18 protein-coding genes are annotated in these 18,024 nt (G+C 39.8%); 7 read left to right on the plus strand and 11 right to left on the minus strand.

The genetic code is table 11. The features are described from left to right. Positions 1–47 precede the first annotated feature (47 nt). Positions 48–362: a hypothetical protein gene (locus U2718_RS17475; RefSeq protein WP_342001551.1), complete on the minus strand. Its 315-nt coding sequence runs from the start codon at positions 360–362 to the stop codon at positions 48–50. A gap of 95 nt (positions 363–457) precedes the next feature. Then, entirely contained in the window at positions 458–946 is a 489-nt protein-coding gene (locus tag U2718_RS17480; RefSeq protein ID WP_342001549.1) for a heavy metal-responsive transcriptional regulator, read from the minus strand. Between the two features lie 278 nt (positions 947–1,224). Here U2718_RS17480 and U2718_RS17485 point away from each other — a divergent pair, with 278 nt between their 5' ends. From U2718_RS17485 to U2718_RS17505, 5 genes are all read left to right on the plus strand, one after another. Continuing rightward, positions 1,225–1,476, plus strand: coding sequence for a thioredoxin family protein (locus U2718_RS17485; protein WP_099066905.1), 252 nt, complete (start codon positions 1,225–1,227; stop codon positions 1,474–1,476). A 565-nt stretch (positions 1,477–2,041) separates the two neighbouring features. After that, the gene (locus tag U2718_RS17490; protein WP_342001546.1) at positions 2,042–2,521 is read left to right on the plus strand and encodes a hypothetical protein; all 480 of its coding nucleotides are present in this window, start codon (positions 2,042–2,044) and stop codon (positions 2,519–2,521) included. Positions 2,522–2,804: 283 nt separating this feature from the next. Continuing rightward, positions 2,805–3,290: a DUF2808 domain-containing protein gene (locus U2718_RS17495; protein ID WP_342001544.1), complete on the plus strand. Its 486-nt coding sequence runs from the start codon at positions 2,805–2,807 to the stop codon at positions 3,288–3,290. Positions 3,291–3,397: 107 nt separating this feature from the next. Then, positions 3,398–3,883, plus strand: coding sequence for a DUF2808 domain-containing protein (locus U2718_RS17500; RefSeq protein WP_342001542.1), 486 nt, complete (start codon positions 3,398–3,400; stop codon positions 3,881–3,883). A 255-nt stretch (positions 3,884–4,138) separates the two neighbouring features. Continuing rightward, complete coding sequence (locus U2718_RS17505; protein ID WP_342001748.1) at positions 4,139–5,788, plus strand: iron uptake porin; 1,650 nt, start codon at positions 4,139–4,141, stop codon at positions 5,786–5,788. Positions 5,789–6,607: 819 nt separating this feature from the next. Here the strand turns inward: U2718_RS17505 and U2718_RS17510 are convergent. Both U2718_RS17510 and U2718_RS17515 read right to left on the minus strand, forming a co-directional pair. After that, complete coding sequence (locus tag U2718_RS17510) at positions 6,608–7,936, minus strand: hypothetical protein (protein ID WP_342001540.1); 1,329 nt, start codon at positions 7,934–7,936, stop codon at positions 6,608–6,610. Positions 7,937–7,965: 29 nt separating this feature from the next. Further along, a complete protein-coding gene (locus U2718_RS17515; protein ID WP_342001538.1) occupies positions 7,966–9,060 on the minus strand; it encodes a cysteine synthase family protein in 1,095 nt (364 codons plus the stop codon). A 994-nt stretch (positions 9,061–10,054) separates the two neighbouring features. Between U2718_RS17515 and rppA the strand changes: the two genes are divergently transcribed. Both rppA and rppB read left to right on the plus strand, forming a co-directional pair. Continuing rightward, entirely contained in the window at positions 10,055–10,807 is a 753-nt protein-coding gene (rppA, locus tag U2718_RS17520) for a two-component system response regulator RppA (RefSeq protein WP_342001537.1), read from the plus strand. Then, positions 10,794–12,227 (plus strand): two-component system sensor histidine kinase RppB, encoded by a 1,434-nt coding sequence (rppB, locus tag U2718_RS17525; RefSeq protein ID WP_342001534.1) that lies wholly within the window; start codon positions 10,794–10,796, stop codon positions 12,225–12,227. Before rppA ends, rppB begins: the two co-directional genes overlap by 14 nt. A gap of 148 nt (positions 12,228–12,375) precedes the next feature. Here the strand turns inward: rppB and U2718_RS17530 are convergent, their stop codons facing one another. The 7 genes from U2718_RS17530 to U2718_RS17560 all read right to left on the minus strand — a co-directional run bounded on the left by U2718_RS17530 (position 12,376) and on the right by U2718_RS17560 (position 18,009). After that, on the minus strand, positions 12,376–12,591 hold the full coding sequence (locus tag U2718_RS17530; RefSeq protein WP_342001532.1) for a hypothetical protein: 216 nt from the start codon (positions 12,589–12,591) through the stop codon (positions 12,376–12,378). Positions 12,592–12,656: 65 nt separating this feature from the next. Further along, positions 12,657–13,535, minus strand: coding sequence for a hypothetical protein (locus tag U2718_RS17535; RefSeq protein ID WP_342001530.1), 879 nt, complete (start codon positions 13,533–13,535; stop codon positions 12,657–12,659). 43 nt (positions 13,536–13,578) lie between these two features. After that, on the minus strand, positions 13,579–13,773 hold the full coding sequence (locus tag U2718_RS17540; RefSeq protein WP_342001528.1) for a hypothetical protein: 195 nt from the start codon (positions 13,771–13,773) through the stop codon (positions 13,579–13,581). A gap of 106 nt (positions 13,774–13,879) precedes the next feature. Continuing rightward, the gene (locus U2718_RS17545; protein ID WP_010993966.1) at positions 13,880–14,074 is read right to left on the minus strand and encodes a heavy-metal-associated domain-containing protein; all 195 of its coding nucleotides are present in this window, start codon (positions 14,072–14,074) and stop codon (positions 13,880–13,882) included. A 233-nt stretch (positions 14,075–14,307) separates the two neighbouring features. After that, positions 14,308–14,721 carry a heavy metal-responsive transcriptional regulator gene (locus U2718_RS17550; protein ID WP_342001523.1) on the minus strand — a complete coding sequence of 138 codons (414 nt, stop codon included), beginning with the start codon at positions 14,719–14,721 and terminating at the stop codon, positions 14,308–14,310. A gap of 109 nt (positions 14,722–14,830) precedes the next feature. After that, a complete protein-coding gene (locus tag U2718_RS17555) occupies positions 14,831–15,736 on the minus strand; it encodes a cupredoxin domain-containing protein (RefSeq protein WP_342001521.1) in 906 nt (301 codons plus the stop codon). An 11-nt stretch (positions 15,737–15,747) separates the two neighbouring features. Beyond that, complete coding sequence (locus U2718_RS17560; protein ID WP_342001519.1) at positions 15,748–18,009, minus strand: heavy metal translocating P-type ATPase; 2,262 nt, start codon at positions 18,007–18,009, stop codon at positions 15,748–15,750. Positions 18,010–18,024 lie beyond the last annotated feature (15 nt).

Raw genomic sequence — 18,024 nt, forward strand, 5'->3', positions numbered from 1 at the left:
TTTTCTGACATTTCAAATGTGTTTCTCACCGATGGATTTATCAAGCTCTATCTTGATGGACTGTCTTGGCTGTTCATCATTCCCGGCATATTGTTCATCATTCCTGGCTTACTATTCATCATTGCTTGGCAACACTTACATCCCGTTGGGTTTGGCTGCTGTGGTGTTTGATTCGTTGGCGCTGTTTTTTGACTGGTCAGCACTTGAGTTAGTTTTGCTTCGCTTATAGCCCTAGCCGATTGATTCGGGGTCACAGTTTCCTTGGGGGTGTTTGCAAAGGAAGCAGTAGTGGTTAACGTCAGCAATGCAAAACTGGCAACAGCTCCGCTCAATACTGTCTTAACGCTTGTACTAATGTTCATTTTTACTCTCCATTATTCTGCCAAGCTAGTAGTATCTGAAAAACTAAGACCATACTAAAGTCTCTAGTCGGGTATAGAGTCAAGTCATAAATTTCCTATCCTCGTAAATTGTGAACAGGTATATCAGAGCAGGCAACTTCCTCAATCAAGCTACAAAGCTCTTTATTACAAGGATTATCCAAGGGTCGGTTTGCCCAACGCTGTTGATATGCCTCTAGCTCATCCTTCAGTTCCTTCATGCGATAAATTTGCTCCTCAAGATGAGCAATTTTCTGTTTGAGTAAGTCCCGAACTAGTGGACAAGCAGGGTCGCCTTGGGAACGGATACCTAGCACTTGCTGAATTTCGGACAGGGAAAACTGTAAAGACTGGGCTTTTTTGATGAATTGCAGCCTGTTGATTGCCTCACAGTCGTAATAACGGTAGCCACTTTCACTTCTTTCAACTGGTTTTATCAAGCCCAAGCCTTCGTAATACCGGATGGTTCCCACTGCCACATCAGTTTGCTTTGCTAGCTCACCAATTTTCAGGAGTTTTTTTAGGGATGATACTTCACAACAAACTTCTTCCATGACAGCAATCATAGTTATTTACTACTATGTGTTGCTATAACTTTAAAGTCTATAGTCGGCTAGAGAGTCAAGTGATACATTGAAAGTTTTAAGTAAAGTTTAATTACAATACTTGTAGGCAAAAATATTAGCTTAAAACTTGATGAGCTAGGCTTGCAAATTTAAGGGGATGATATGTCCAAGGAATTTTAATTAAGGTTATTTGGAAAATAATGTTTACCTATAGGGTTGACTCTATAGTTAGCTAGAGGCTTCAGAATGAATAAGTAAAAAGAATTTTGGTGGATATCATGACAAAACGTCAAGTTGAGATTTTTACTGCTGACTGTCCTCTTTGCGATGAAACAGTTCAATTGGTGCAAGAATTGACTTGCCCTAATTGTGAAGTATCAGTCTATAACCTGCGACAAGAGCAGGAGAAAGCCCAGCAGTATGGAGTGAATGCAGTGCCTGCGATCGCTATCAATGGAAAACTAGTTATGACTGGCAAACCCAGTCGAGAGCAACTCCAAGCTGTTGGTGTAGGTCAACCATTAAATTAGAAGCGGTAGGAAGGAGGAATTTACTACCCGTTCGAGTGGCGAATTCGTGCAAGTGAGATGTTAGTTTGTTTCTAGCTAGGAACAAACTAACAGTATATAAAAGGTTTACTGCTTTAGCTAGTAGGTTAACTAGAGTTAGCGTAGGCGTAGCCCGTCGTAGACATCGCGTTTCTTTACCATACTCGCAGATACTACACATAGGCATTAACAAGGGCGATCGCAGACGAGTTGCCTAAATTTCATGCTAATTTCATTTAGGTATGGTAGTAACTTTGGCTAATAAGTTATAAAAATTTCATGTAAATTTCATTTGTTTACAAAGAAGTGAATATATAGCTTGGAACTGTTTATATTGTTTTAGTCTTAATTGCCAAAACAAACTGACGGGGCAATGAAATGGGTTATAAAGCTTATCAAATAGGCTGAATCGGCCTATTTTTGTAGAAATTTACTCAAAATTTCATCCTAATTTCATAGTGACCTGTCAAGCTAGTTTTGTAAAGGTTCATTCGCTAAGAATAAATCTGCAATCTAGTTAACATAGTTTGTTAATCTAAAACTTGAGATGAAGAGAACACTACTTTATGCTGCTGTATGTAGTGTAGCTACCGCAGCTCTGATTTGCACTGGCTATGCAAATGCGAAAACAGATAATAATAAGGTTGCTAGTATTGAAAATAACATCCGATCTATTCCTACTGGCTGGCAACTTGTTAAATTGGCCTTCCAGTTACACATTCCTAAAAATGGCAAGGCTCTTTCTCAGCTAATTATTGATGCTCGATCCACAGTTGCTGTAAGTAATGATATTGACGTGTTAGATGATAAAGGTCAAAAAATAAAAATTAATATCTCTTTAGAGAGTGAAAGAATTATTATAGATTTTCCTGAACCAGTTACTTCCAGCACTACTAAATTACAAATAAATCTCAACAAAGTACTTCAACCAATTCTTGGTTCTACTTCTAGTTACCATCTTTCGGGTAAAGTCGTTGGTAGTGACGTAGAGATTCCTATAGGTGAAGCTCAATTTTCTCCATTTTAATTTATTTATAGATTTTAATGGTAACTGCTGAAATTTCATCTTGATTTCATTCTGACTTGTCATGCTAGTAGATAGAGGTATGCTACCTCTTTTGCAAAAACATCACCGACCATTTGAACTTGATAAAGGTAAGCTAACTACCTACTTCTCCTGATTAACAGCTGTATCAAGGGGTAGTTAAATATGGCTTCGCCAAGTTTTGATGTATCTATTAAGAGCAGATTCACTCACAATGCATGAACCTGCACTTTAACTAACGTGTTTAATTATTTTGGAGATAAATATGAAGAGGTCATTGATTTACGCCATTGTATTGACTCTGAGTAGCACAGCTATTATTGCTCCTAGCTATGCAAGTGCTAGAACAGATGATGGTAGGGTTCCCCATATTGATGGAAATTCACAATTCCCTCCCATACGCTGGGGAACTTTTAGACATACTTTCCGGTTACACGTTCCCCAAAATAGCAAAGCTGTTACCCAACTAATTCTCAAAGTTCCAGACAATGTAACTATAAGTAATAGCATTCAGGATATCGATGTCGTGGATGAAAAGGGGCAGAAAATTAACACTAATGTATCTGTCAACGGTAAAACAATACTATTAGCTTTCGCCGAACCAGTTGCTCCTAACACTAAGTTTGATGTTGACCTTAACAAAATAAGAAGACGAAATCTTGGTAATGGTTCTGTCTACAGCTTCTCAGTTAGAGAGGTTGGCATTGATGGAGAAATTCCCATAGGTGTTGCTTGGTTTCGTACTTACTAATCCAACCTTTTTTCTCTAACAATCTATGGGATTTCATTGAGATTTCATCTGTGAATGTCAAACTGATAATAGAAAGTAAATTGAACTAGTTTTTGAGGAGAATGAAAATGAAAAATTTGATTTATACTGTTGCATTCACACTGGCATTTACATCTTCAGTTGATGCTGTTTTTGCAAGCGGAAAAACAGGTGATTTTAGCGCTTCCCATTTAATGAAAAGTGCTGCCATTCCTAATACTACTTATGCCACAGATGCTACTCACAAATTTGAAGTCCATGTACAGGGTAAACCTTTAGAAGCACTCACAATTAATTTGCCTGAAGGAGTGAAAATTGATAGAGGAATTGAGGTCAACAATCAATCAGGACAAAAAATTCCCACGACAGTTTCTATTAATGGACAAAAAGCTACTGTAGCTTTTTCACAACCAATAGACCCTGAGACAAAGCTCTCAATTTTAATGAGAGGAGTCAATACTCAAACTTATGAACCAGGCTATGGTGCAACTTGGCAGTACCAAGTCTATGCCAAGAAAGTTGGATTCACGCAAGAAATTCCACTTGGTCTAACTCAGATTCAGACCTACCCCTAGTCAGAGCAATTCTTAGAGTTTATGAAACTGGTGCTTAAGGATCTCGTATTGCTATAAGTAGAGATGCAAATTGTGATAGATGCGTTTATGGTGGTTTTTTGATTCATTAACCTATCATTAACCTGTGATTTCATCCTAATTTCATCATGCTATGAGAATCTATTTATAGGAGTGAATCCTGTAAATAGATTTTCAGGTTTGAAGAGACAAGAAATCATGTCGGAATCAAATTTAGGTGTGAGTGAGAAAACAATCATGACCAAACCATTCTGGAATGTTCTAAGGCTCAGTCCAGTTGTTGCCGCTACATTTTTTGCTGCTAACAGTGCCTTAGCAGTTGAAGCTAACGAACAGGTAATGACTGTAGAGCAGTTGACTGCCCAATCAGACAACTTTGGTCAAGTCACATCAGTTTCTCAGTTTTCTGATGTACAACCAACAGACTGGGCATTCCAAGCTTTACAATCACTAGTTGAACGTTACGGTTGTATTGCTGGTTATCCCAATGCGACTTACCGAGGTAATCGTGCTTTAACTCGTTATGAATTTGCTGCTGGTTTGAATGCTTGTTTAGATAGAGTTAATGAACTGATTGCTACTGCTACTGCTGACTTAGTAACAAAAGAGGATTTGGCTACCCTACAGCGTCTGCAAGAAGAATTTTCTGCGGAACTAGCTACCCTGCGTGGTCGCGTAGATGCTTTAGAAGTACGCACTGCTGAGTTGGAAGCCAATCAGTTCTCGACTACCACCAAGTTAATTGGGGAAGCAATTTTTAACGTATCTAATGTTTTTGGTAGCGATCAAAGGGCAGTTCCTTCTGGTGTAGATCCAAGTACTGCTCCCGACCTAGATTCTAATACTATTCTAACTGACCGGGTTCGTCTGAGATTGGAATCAAGTTTTGTTGGTACAGACCTATTGCAAATCCGCTTGCAATCCCGGAACGTCACTCCCTATGACACAAATGTGACGGGTACTAACATGACCCGCTTCGGTTTTGATGGAAATCAGAACAATGAGACTGTCATCGATAAAATTAACTATGCTTTCAACCTGAGTAATGCAGTGCGGGTAAAAATTGATGCAGCAGGCGGTAACATCTACGACAACATCAACAACTTCAACCCTGATCTTGCCAGTGATGGTAGGGGCGCTTTGTCTCGCTATGGTCGATTTAGCCCTATCTATCGCACTGGTTTCGGTGGTGCAGGTGCAACCATAATTTTCAATCCTACAGGAGCTTTCACTGCATCTGCGGCTTACATAGCTCGCACAGCTAGCAATCCTGGTTCAAATGGAGGTCTGACAAATGGTGCCTATACAGCCCTTGGTCAGGTAGCTTTCAGGCCTAGTGATGCATTTAATATTGGTCTTACCTACGCTCACAGCTATCAAAATAGTTTATCCAGTGTAAACATGTTTGAGGGTACAGGTAGTGTATACGCAGGTAATCCCTTCAATGGAGTTGCTACTACTGCCAACCATTACGGTATAGAAGCTACCTTCAAACCCAGTTCCAAGTTAACTATTGGTGGTTGGTATGGTTACAGCAACGCTGAAGCCAGGGCAAGTGGTACGGGTGTGAATCAAGGTGATGAAGCATCAATGAATTACTGGGCTGCAACCGTAGCCTTCAAAGACTTTGGCAAAGAAGGCAACTTGCTTGGTCTGATTTTTGGTCAACCACCTAAAGTAAGTGATAATGATGCATTCACTTCCGCCGCAAGAACTACTAGGCGTGAAGATAACGACACCTCTTACCACCTAGAAGCTCTGTACCGCCTACAGATCAACGATAATATTTCCGTCACTCCTGGTTTATTGGTCATCTTCAATCCAGAGCATAATAATAACAACGACACAATTTACGTTGGTACACTGCGTACCACTTTTGCTTTCTAAAACTACTAATCATCATCATTTCATTAATAGTATTGTCATCAATACATAGAACTGTTTTTAAGTTCTAATTCTGTCTAGTAGTATGTGTTAAATACAACACTCTAGTCTTTCGATTAGGGTGTTGTATTATTTAGGCAAGTATAAATTTTAAATTTTCTGAGGCAGCTTGATATTTCATCTTAATTTCATACTGATTTGTCACAATAAAGATAACTTAATAGATTTCTTGCTAGCAGTTAGTTTCCAGAACTTCTCTAACTGACTTTTGCTCACACCAAATTACAATCATTTGTGGCAATGAGGTCTATTGAGTTTTTTCTAACTGTTAATATTTTAATACTTTGATTTTAGACAACATAATAAAAACTTATGCATTAAAATTCACTAAAGATGAAACTTGTATAGTTTTAAGCACATTTACTAGATTTTAGAAGTTATATGGTGCTAAGGCTCTTTATTTAACTGATATTAGTAGCGTATATCCTGTTAACTCTACCATAAGTAATGCTGTTTAAAATTACCAAATCCAGTAGCAAGAAAAGGAGTGCGATTGCCAGTGCTGTAGGCAATCGCACTCCTTTTCTTTTATAAATTATTCAACGTCGCAGTAGTTTATATAACGGTTACAGATCGGGTGAGGTACGTTTTTAAAGCTATTAACCTTGGTAAACAAAATTTGGGTGTACCTCAGTTGCTTAGGAAACAATATACTTTGCGATCGCAAAGTATATCTCTTTTCACCACAAATGCAGAAAAATCGAAATTTTTTAATTTCCTATCCTTCTGCAAGGAAAAAGTACTGCCTGTATTTTGACTCTCTTATTTACGTTGCAGTGCGAAAAAAAGCACTATAATTTCACTGACAGTACCTGCAAGCATTCCATACGCTGCTGAAGTAGCTCCGCTATGTCTAGTAAAAATCAGACTTGCACATACTATCAGGGTAAAAGCTGCGGCAACTAATGTTGCAAGGTTGATGAACCAATTTTTTGCTCGGTGAATAAGCAGTCCTTGAAACGTATTTTGCAATGCCAGGAGCAAGGGTAAAAATGACAGTATTTGTACAACCGGACGAGCTGCTTCCACAAGAGATAAATTATTTCCCAAAAACTGGCCAAGTAGTAGCAATCCTTTGTCCGTAAACCCAAGAAAAATTGGTATTACAGTAAAGCCCAAACCGACAAGAACCACAAAAGCAACAAGTGTCCGCCTAGAAGTTTCTTCATAAGTAGAAATCACCACTTGTTGAATCATGCGTGTACCGTTGGCGATCGAAAGAAGTAGCCCCCAAGCAGCGGGCCACACAGCAAGTGCAAGACTGCCATCGAATGAGCGAGCAATGAGACTCAGGAGTATTGCCCTTGCACCCCAAACAATAAGCATTGTTGAAGCTAAAGGAATATAGTAAAATGTGACTCCTCGAAAGGTTTTAGGCAGTTTCTTAGTTTCAGAATCTACTTGCCCTTTAAGAATAGAAATAGCCCCAAGACGCAAACAAAACCATGTGACCAGTACTGCTTCAATAAGTATGGCTCCCATCATGGTGATACCTGCAAGAAATGCCCCGTCACTTCTAAGACTGACTCCTACTGCCAGCGCCACAATTACCCAAGTAAATCGCGCTACACCTGCCCATCCTACAGCTACGCTCTTTTGAGCGCGGATAAGCAGTCCCTGAAAGAATCGTCGCCAAGCAATTACAAAAGGCCATAGGAACATCAAAAGAAAAGCAGTTCTCCCTCGCGCTGCAATAAATGGGCTAACACCAAATACGTCTAAAAGAAGCCAGTTATACAAAGGCTCCCAAGTGAGTAAAAGAAAAATGCCACTGAGAGAAAGTCCTGCAATTACTGTAAATTGCCAAAGTGCGCGCCGAGATGCGACGTTGCCCCCAAGAGCAGTTGAGGCATGAAGAATCATGATAATGGGGCTTTCTAGAAATACGGCAACTCCTTTGACTACCCCAACTCCGGCTAATGTCTCTTGCGGCAAGGCCAGGCGACTGAGTGCAGCAGTCTGAAGTGGATCGCCGAGAGTCATTGCCACATCAGTCAAGGAAAGAGGTATAAACTGGGCGAGTAACATTAACAGCGATCGTTGGGAGGCTGTTTTATTACCTTCCTGTTCCTGCTGGGGTGAGGTGTTCATGAAATTTTTGAGCACTATATAATAAGCCACTAAAAATACACAGGAGTCAGTGAGGCGATCGCATCATCAAGATGCTCCCCTTGTTTGACAATAAATCCATGATGGTCAAGCCAATGGTTGTCGTAGACTGTTTCAAGGTATCTATCCCCTCCGTCTGGATTGATCATCAGAATCCGCGCACTAGCACCAAGAGAGCGCGCCAGATGCAAGCCACCAGCTACAATTGCCCCTGTTGATGCACCAAGAAGCAATCCTTCACGACGTGCGAGTGCATGACATACCGAGTAAGCAAGCGCCTCTGGTACCACGTAAGCACGATTAAGCAGCGAAAGCTCTAGATTAGGTGGAAAGAACGATAATCCAACACCCGTCATCTTGTATGGTTTTGCTGGGGTTCCCATAATGACTGAACCCTCAACATCAACGCCAACAATACGTATTTCTGGAAATCGCGGTCGAAGATAACGAGCAATTCCCATTATTTGTCCCGCAGTGCTAACACCAACAACGACAGCATCAAGATCGGAGGAAAAATGAGCTTCAATCTCACGCGCAGTGTAGTATGAATGTGCCTCCGTATTCAGAGGATTCAAGTGCTGGCATGGATACCAAGCATGAGGAATGGTCGCGGCAAGCTCACGCGCCCGTTTCATTCTTGCCTTCTGCATCGAGCCTGATTCGTCTGCCTCATGTAGCGGTACATCCACAAGTTCTGCACCATAAGCTTTCAGCATTCGTCTAAACGGTGGCGCAGTTTTGGCATCGACAACAATAATGACTCGATACCCTCGGACTGCTCCTACCATAGCCAGACCAACGCCGAAATTTCCTGAGCTTGACTCGATAATCGTACCACCAGGTATAAGAAGCCCTTCCTCCTCTGCACGTGTCACGAGATAGACTGCATTTTTCTCCTTAATAGACCCTCCTGGATTACAGCTCTCTAACTTCAAGAAACATTCTGAGACAACACATACAGGAGAAATATTCTTGAGTTTTACAATCGGTACATTTCCTATTGCCTCGGTAACATCAGCGGCAGTAATCTTTTTCCATTTACTATGATTGTTCCATTGACAGTTAGAAACGTTCTCGAATGATGAAGATTTTGCAAGCTGATTCATATTTAACATCCAAAAAATTCAAAAACTAGTAGGAATTATCAAGGCTGAATGAACTTGCTCATTGGAGCGGATTTTTATTTGCAGTATCGTTACTACATTCTTTCATTGACGATACGAATTGTAGTGATTATTGCTTGTATAGCTAATCACCACTTAAAACTCTTTCAAGTTGACCAAAAGTAAATATCAATTAGGTCTGAGCGATAACTACCTGAGCAAGCCTTTAAGTCATGTCCACAAAAATATTGATATCCATTATGGAATCAACCTATTTTTTATCTTGAAGGAGAAATATGAAATCAAGATGAAATTTTCTATTTTGTCTTTAATAATTTCCCAAGTTCAGTATTCATAATGTGTTATTGTCATCTCATTGACTTCTCATTGTTGTATAATTTGAAGAAAGATTCAAAATAGAAGTCATAATTAATGATATGTCTGAATTTTCCACAAATTGAAGACTACAAAATTGAAAAACATATGTGGCATTTCACCATTGGTTAACTCGCAGTACAGAATTTATGTACTAATTATGAATTTTGAATTCTGAAGTTTTTCTTGATAAACATAACAACTTGATGTCCAATGCATATATATGTATAAATTAGAATTAGTTGCAATATTTATTGTTATAAATTCTAACTAAAGTTAGAGGTATAATGCTAACTTCGCTTATATATCAACTAATTAATGACAACAAATTTTCTAAATGTCCTTGAGATAATTGAAATTTCATCTTAATTTCATATTTCCGTGTCAAAATTATTATTGACTCAATAGATATCTTGCAAAACTTAGTTTCTATAACTCCTCAAACTAAGTTCACACCCTATTTTGGCAAGTTGGTCTACTGAGTCTTTTCTCTTTGATTATGTATCGCTAAGATACTAGTTACTGTTAGGTTTTGTATAGCTTAATTCTAATTCTTAAGAATTTCATCCTAATTTCATAAACTTCTGTCAACCTATTTATAGGGGTATCCCTATTGCAGACTATGCTTACATCACAAATTTACAACGAACCTTTAACTATTCAATTTGATATGAGGGTGCTGCTAGTCGAAGATGAGCCGGATTTGGGGGCTGCTATTAAGCGCACCTTAAATCAACAAAAGTACTTAGTTGATTGGGTAATGGATGGTACTGAAGCATGGGCTTACTTAGAAAATAGCTCGGCACAATATACAGTAGCGATTCTCGATTGGATGCTTCCTGGAATTACTGGTTTAGAATTGTGTAAAAGACTACGTTACAAAGGTAATCCTCTTCCCATCTTGATGCTAACTGCTAAAGATAGAATGGAAGATAAAGTTGCCGGACTAGATGCTGGTGCTGACGATTACCTAGTAAAGCCCTTTAGCATGGTAGAACTACTGGCACGATTGCGGGCTTTGCAGCGTCGCTCTCCGCATTTCCAACCTCAACAATTGACTGTTGGTAACTTGACTCTAGATTATGGCAACAGCACAGTTGTAAGACAACATACTACGGGTGAACCGGAAAGGATTCCTTTGACTAACAAAGAATTCCAACTACTGGAATATTTTATGAAGCACGCCAACCAGATTGTTACTACCGAACAAATTCGCAATCAAATTTGGGAAGTTAATGCGGAATCTAGTAGCAATGTAGTGGCGGCGCAAATACGTTTGTTACGTCGCAAACTCACCAATAGCGACTGTACTAACTCAATTGAAACTTTGCACGGTATGGGATATCGTCTTAATTTCACCAATGAATCAGAATAAGCTGTTTCGGCTCACCCGTATTCGGTTGGCTCTGTATTATGCCATCGTTATGGGTTTAATTTTAAGCCTATGTGCCTTCGGTTTTTATCGAGCAGTGTTCCATGCTCATGTGGTGGCTTTAGACAGTGAAATCGAGTCTGTAGCGGGAACATTGCACGACAGTATCGAACTAAAACTACAGTTACCTGGACGTTTAGAACCATTGGCACATCAGTTATTTCCAAATATAGATAAATGTGGAACTGGAGCTACTAATTGTATTCAACAACAGTCAGATTCTAAACGTCATCTTCTTGGTATTGTTACTAAAACTAGCTACTATATACGTTTTTTTGATACTTCTGGAAAATTAATTGCTACTGCTGGTTATTATCCAGAAGGATTACCTGACATTTTTAATCAAAAAACTTGGCAATTTCTCAAAGACAGCAAAGGCAAAGATTATCATCAAATTACTCTAGAGTTGCATACCCAAAATCATCAAGACTGGGGATATATGCAAGTAGGGCGAAGTCTAGAAGAGTTTAATCATTACTTAGATAGTATAAAACTAATTTTGGTATTAGGGCTGCTAGTTGCTATGGGTATGATTGCTGCTGCTAGTTGGTGGCTATCAGGATTAGCTATGCAGCCAATTTATCAATCCTATCGACAAATTCAACAGTTTACAGCAGATGCCGCACATGAATTACGAACGCCTTTAGCTGCAACAGGTGCAACGGTAGAATCAGCACTTTTAATGCCGCAAATAGACTCTGAAGATACACGAGATATTTTGCAAACTATACAACGTCAGAATCAACGGCTAACGGCTTTAGTTGTTGATTTATTAATGTTAGCACGTTTAGATAAACAAGCCCAAAAGTTACAGCGTGAAGTTTGTTGCCTAAATGATATTGTTAGCGATTTAGTTGAGGAGTTTGAAGCGATGGCAAATGCCGCAGGGGTAAAGCTAACATCTTCAATACGAGTGCATGAACCCGTGAATATCATAGGTAATTCTGACCAGCTTTATCGTTTGTTTTCTAATTTAATTGTCAATGCAATTCAATACACACCTAGAGGAGGGGAAGTAACGGTTTTATTAGACCGCAACGACCATTATGCTGTAATCAAAGTTCAAGATACAGGCATTGGTATCCCGAAATACGAACTTAAGCGAATTTTTGATCGCTTTTATCGGGTGAGTAGCGATCGCTCTCGTAGCACTGGTGGTTCTGGATTAGGATTAGCCATTGTTCAAGCTATTGTTCAAGCACATAAAGGTAAATTAAATGTACAAAGCGAATTGGGTCAAGGTAGTACTTTTACAGTTCAATTACCTTTGGATGTTGCTCCACTAAGGAGCGTAGGCGCAGCCCGCCGTAGGCATCGCTCTATCTCTCTATTGAAATTGATATACCGCAATTTACGTAGTTAGTTATAAATAAAATTTTTACCTAATACGAAGTTGCCAAAGATAGTATTGTTACATTCTGTTATATTGAACAGAGCCAAGAAAATCCGACTTCTCCCTTAACAGTCATTGGATTATTCATCAGCCACTGACATCGTTCAATCAAGACAGCCTATAGAGCATCAAGGTTATCAAACCCTTGTTTGCTAATCGCTCTTCTTCGTAAAGGCCAAATACACTCAGTGGGATTAAGTTGAGGAGTGTATGGAGAAATGGGGTACATAATGATGTCTCGCCTGCATTCTTTTACTTCTCTACAACGTCGGTAGCGTTGGGTTAATTCTGCATAATCCAGGTGAGGAATGATCTTAATCCGAGTACGAGGCATTGCTGTACACCGATTTTACTTCCCTTAAATAATACTATCTATCGCAACTTCGTATAAATTAAAAATTAAACAGCATCGATCCAAAAATCAGCCGTGATGATTTTGCCATTGCGATTAAACTGACCCCAGAGCTTATACTTTCCTGGTTGAGGAAAGCTAGTCATAAAATGAACCTGTCCAGCAGGAGCATCTTTTAGCGCGTGAGCATGAATGTAATCTGCTGCTGTTAATGAGGTTGACTGTCGCAGGATAACTAAATGTCCTTTTTCTCCTAAGTATGGCTGCAAGTCTGTAAGCGGTTGATTGTTAGAAGCATCTTGTAATTTAAACATTAAACTGACTTCTTTACCCGCTTTCACAGTAGGTTCAGAAACAGCAAGATTGACTTTAATATCATTGAACGTTTTACTGCGATTTAGGTTAATTCCTGGGGCAGCAATACTGTTTCCAGGAACTTGTGTTTTCAACACTGAGATTTGTTCTGTTTGACCAGCAGGTTTGTAGTCACTAAAAAATGTGTAATTGCCTGCTTGCGGAAAACTGGCTGTAACTTCAAACTGCCCATTTTCTTTATATGTGGGATGAAGATGACTAAAAAACTGAAGATCATCACTGACAAGAATGAGGTGCATGAGCTTTTCTTGGAAAGTGTCAAAGTTGGCGATCGCTTCCCCATCCGAATCTTGAACGCCAATCACTATCGGAATATTTTTATTAGGGGTAATAATGCTTGGGACTTTAAGTTTTGCCTGGGTAAATGCTTTTTTCCCATCACCTGTGCCACTTGTTGAATGTTCTCTGTGATTTATATCACCCATAGAATGTTCTTCATGCTGATCTGTGGCAGCAGATATTGGTTTTCCTTCGTCTCTAAGTAACAAGGAGCAACTTTGAATTAGTATCAAAGTAGTAGTTATAGCAATTATATTCAGAAATCGATTCATTGATTTTGCTCCATTTTTTAATGATTGAAGTTATTCAAAAGTCTTAATTAATCTGGGGAGTTAATATCGCAAGCATTAGAACCACAACTTTTAGTTGCCAAGGTGCTAATATTAAACTGAAAATTAGGCAAGTAACTGTAGATAAACTTGTTAATTCTGCCATGTCGTTAGTAGAATTTTTAAACAGATAACTAACTGCTAAACCAATCGTCAGTGGAATCAGAAAAAGCAAACTCATACAAGTCACATCTCTCCTAAAAGCAGAAGGACTTTTCTAAAATGAATATTTGACTATCAGCAGTTCATCCAATGCTGACTACTGATAGTAGAATAAACTCAAAAACCTAAACAGATGGATAGCCGATAGCAGCTATTACTTCTTTAATTTTAGTTTCAGGTGCTTGAGTTTCTATACTGACAAGTTTTGTTTTTGGATCAGCTTGCACTGTGGCTGTAGAATCAATTGATTGAATTGCTTTAGTGATAGTGTTCGCGCAAGCAGAACAAGCCAGTTTGGGAACCGTTAGTTGCAGCGTCATAGTGTTAAATTCCTTAATGAGGGAAACTAATTTTCTGAAAATCGTTGAATAGATATACTTAATCTACTTAACTAAAATTAGTTTAATCTCTCCAGCTTACGGGAGAGTCAATAGGTAAAATAAAAAATAACTAATTTCTTTATCAATTGATTTCTATCAATAAAAAATCAGTATATCAACTTAGCTTAATGCGTTGATATACTGATAAAAAATTAAATGAACAGCTTGATTGTTTAATTTCTTTCAATAATAGGACAAATTGTTTTTTCAGGATTTTCAGGTATTGTTTCCCAACCAGAAACTAATCCTGATAATTCTTGTCTTAAAATAAGTAATTGCCGAATTTGTTCATCAATAGCTTTCATCTTATCTTCTAGTTTAATTTTTATATGCTCACAAGGTAATTCCCCAGCATCATGAACATTTAAAAATTCCTTAATCTCTGACAAGCTTAATCCTAAGCTTTGAGCGCGTTTAATAAAGTGCAGTCGCTCCAAAACATCAGAGTTAAATAATCTAAATCCACCTTCCGTTCTTGCTGATGATTTGAGTAGTCCTAGCTCCTCATAGTAGCGAATAGTTTTAATAGGTACACCGCTAGACTTGGCAACATTACCAATGAGTTTTGGCTCTTCTTGGACTAGCATATTTAGCTGCTCTCATGTTAAATAAGTTTATTTACCTTATCTTAAACTCTCCAGCTAGCTGGAGAGTCAAGTGAGAACAGGATCATCTTGCTAATTATTTGCTACTGGATTATGTGGCAGGCTTTACTTCCACAACACCACGATACATTTTCATACCGCAGGTGAACTGATATTCACCAGGATACTTAGGAGTAAATTCCACTGAAGTGGTTTGGTTAGGAGCAAGGTCAACGGCTAAGTCAAAGTCTGGTATTAGCAATTTATCAAAACACTTGCTCAAATTGTGACGTTGGAAGTCCAATTTTACCGGTTGTCCCGCCTCTACAATTACTCGTTCCGGTTTGTAACCCTTTTCAACCGTAACAGTCGCTTCTTGAGTACCTTTTGGTGTTTTCACTGCTTTTATTGCTGACTCTGTAGGCAAAGAAAGCTCTGGTTGGATCTGGTGAGTAGCTTGAGAAGTAGTTACTGGGGTTGCTTTTGCAGTCGAGTCAGGAGGTTGAACTTCTATAACTCCTCGGAACATATTCATACCGCAGTTGAAGGTATAAGTACCTGGTTTATCGGATGTGAACTCAATGGGTGTGACTTCGTTGAGTGGTAGGTTTTTGGCGATATGGAAATCAGGTAGGCGTATTTCTTCAAGACAACTACTAGGGTCACGGCGTAGGAAATTAAGGCGGACTCTTTGACCTGCATTGACTAGAATTCGACTAGGTTCGTAGCCTCCATCTACAGTAATGCCAACTTCTTGAATACCATCATGGGCTTCGGCTTTTTGGGACTTTGGTTTACTGAGGAGAAACCACCATATTTCTAGTCCGATTAACCCCAACCCGGCTGTTGTAACTGCACCTTTTACCCAGAATGGTTGCTCAATACGGCGGAACTGAGTTGTATGCGTTCGCTCGGTAGCTGGCATTTGATGATTCATCTGTGCAACTACTTTATCTGAGGCAACACTGAATGCCAATCCCAAGCTTGCTATACTGCTAAGAATTACTTTACTCAACATTTGCTACCTCCTTATGCTACTGGTTTAGCTTGAAATTTACGCAGACGTAAGGCATTCGTAACCACTGAAACCGAACTAAATGCCATTGCTGCACCTGCAATGATGGGGTTAAGCAACCAACCGAAGATGGGGAACAAAATACCCGCAGCAATCGGAATGCCAGCAACGTTGTAGATGAAGGCGAAGAATAGGTTTTGACGAATGTTGCGAATCGTAGCGCGGCTGAGTTGAATGGCTGTGACAATGCTTTGCAAGTCACCGGAGATGAGTGTGATGTCACTGGCGGCGATCGCTACATCTGTACCAGTGCCAATTGCCATTCCTACATCGGCTTGGGCTAGGGCTGGTGCATCATTAATACCATCACCAACCATTGCTACAATCTTTCCTGATGATTGTAGTTTCTGCACTGTAGCAGCTTTTTGGTCGGGGCGAACTTCAGCCAAAACACGCTTGATACCAACTTCACGGGCAATGGTTTCGGCGGTGCGGCGATTATCTCCTGTGAGCATCACCACCTCTAAACCTAGTTTTTGCAAAGCGCGAACTGTCTGTATGGAGGTAGGTTTGATGGCATCAGAAATCCCCATTAATCCCTGAATTTGCCCGTCAACTGCAATCCAAATCGCAGTTTTGCCTAGATATTCCAAACGCTCTTTATCTTGTTGTAAGGCTTGGGTGTCGATGCCTAATTCTGACATCCAGCGTTGCGTACCAATTTGCACAAGATGACTAGAAACTATACCTTGCACACCACTACCTGCTACAGCTTCAAACTCCTTGACATCTGCTAACGTCACTTCTTGAGATTGGGCGTATCTCACAACTGCTTCTGCCAATGGATGTTCGGAATTGCGTTCTACAGATGCTGTAAGTTGCACCAACCTGATTTCGTTACCATTAGCAGTACCATTGACGGTGACAAAATCGGTGACTGTTGGTTTACCCTGAGTGATGGTTCCAGTTTTATCTAGTACTATTGTTTGAATCTTGTGCGCCAGTTCCAAGCTTTCGGCACCTTTAATCAAAATGCCATTTTCTGCACCTTTACCCGTTCCTACCATTACAGATGTCGGTGTAGCTAAACCCAGCGCACAAGGACAGGCGATAATTAGTACCCCAACAGTGGTGATTAGCGCTAAAGTCACGTTACCTGTAAAATTAAACCAAATGATGAAAGTGAGTAGAGCGATCGCAATTACCGCAGGTACAAACCATCCAGTTACTTGGTCTGCTAATCTTTGAATTGGGGCTTTAGAACCCTGTGCTTGCTGTACTAATTGGACAATCTGCGCCAGTACAGTATCACTTCCGACTCGTGTCGCCCGAAACTTAAAACTCCCAGTTTTGTTAATGGTAGCTCCAATCACTTCATCGCCTGGTTGCTTTTTGACAGGCACGCTTTCCCCTGTTACCATCCCTTCATCAATTGTCGATGCTCCCTCAATTACTTCTCCGTCAACAGGAATTTTCTCGCCAGGACGAACCAGTATCACATCTCCAATTTGGACTTCTTCAATTGGGACATCTACTTCTCGTCCATTGCGAATCAAACGCGCTGTTTTAGCTTGTAACCCAATTAGCTTACGGATAGCTTCTGAGGTTTGTCCTTTAGCACGATTTTCAAATAGTCTGCCTAGCAAAATTAGGGTAATGACGACAGCAGCAGTTTCATAATACACATCTGGTGTTAACCCCTGATTGATGAAAAAGCTGGGAAATAATGTGGGAAATAGTGAATAAAAATATGCTGCACTTGTACCCAAAGCAATTAGGGTATCCATTGTGGCAGCATGACGTTTTAAAGCTTTCCATCCATTAATGTAGAAGGAGTAACCACACCAGAACTGTACTGGGGTAGTGAGTATCAACTGTACCCAAGGATTATGCAGCCATACTGGGATAAAGGGTAAGTGCAACCCTGTCATCATAGGCAGTGAACCTATAACCAACACAGTGCTAATGATGCCTCCCACCGCCACTTTTCGCATTAAATCGCGGGATTCTCTTAAGCGATGTCTTTTCTCCACATCGTCTTCTCCCGCCATCAGGTTTTGTTCTTGGAGTGGGTAAGCAGAGTAACCTGCTGCATCTACTGCTTCTTGAATAGCTTCTAAATCAGTTCTTTTAGGGTCATATTTAACTGTTGCCTGTTCTGCTCCAAAATTCACAATACATTCATCGACACCGGGGACAGAATTAATCGCGTCTTCAATGCTGCTGGCACAAGAGGCACAACTCATGCCGCGCAGTTTGAGTGTGGTATTCTCCATCTGGCTGCTCCAGTT

It is taken from the genome of Chlorogloeopsis sp. ULAP02 (genome assembly GCF_038404745.2).
GTDB lineage: Bacteria > Cyanobacteriota > Cyanobacteriia > Cyanobacteriales > Nostocaceae > Chlorogloeopsis.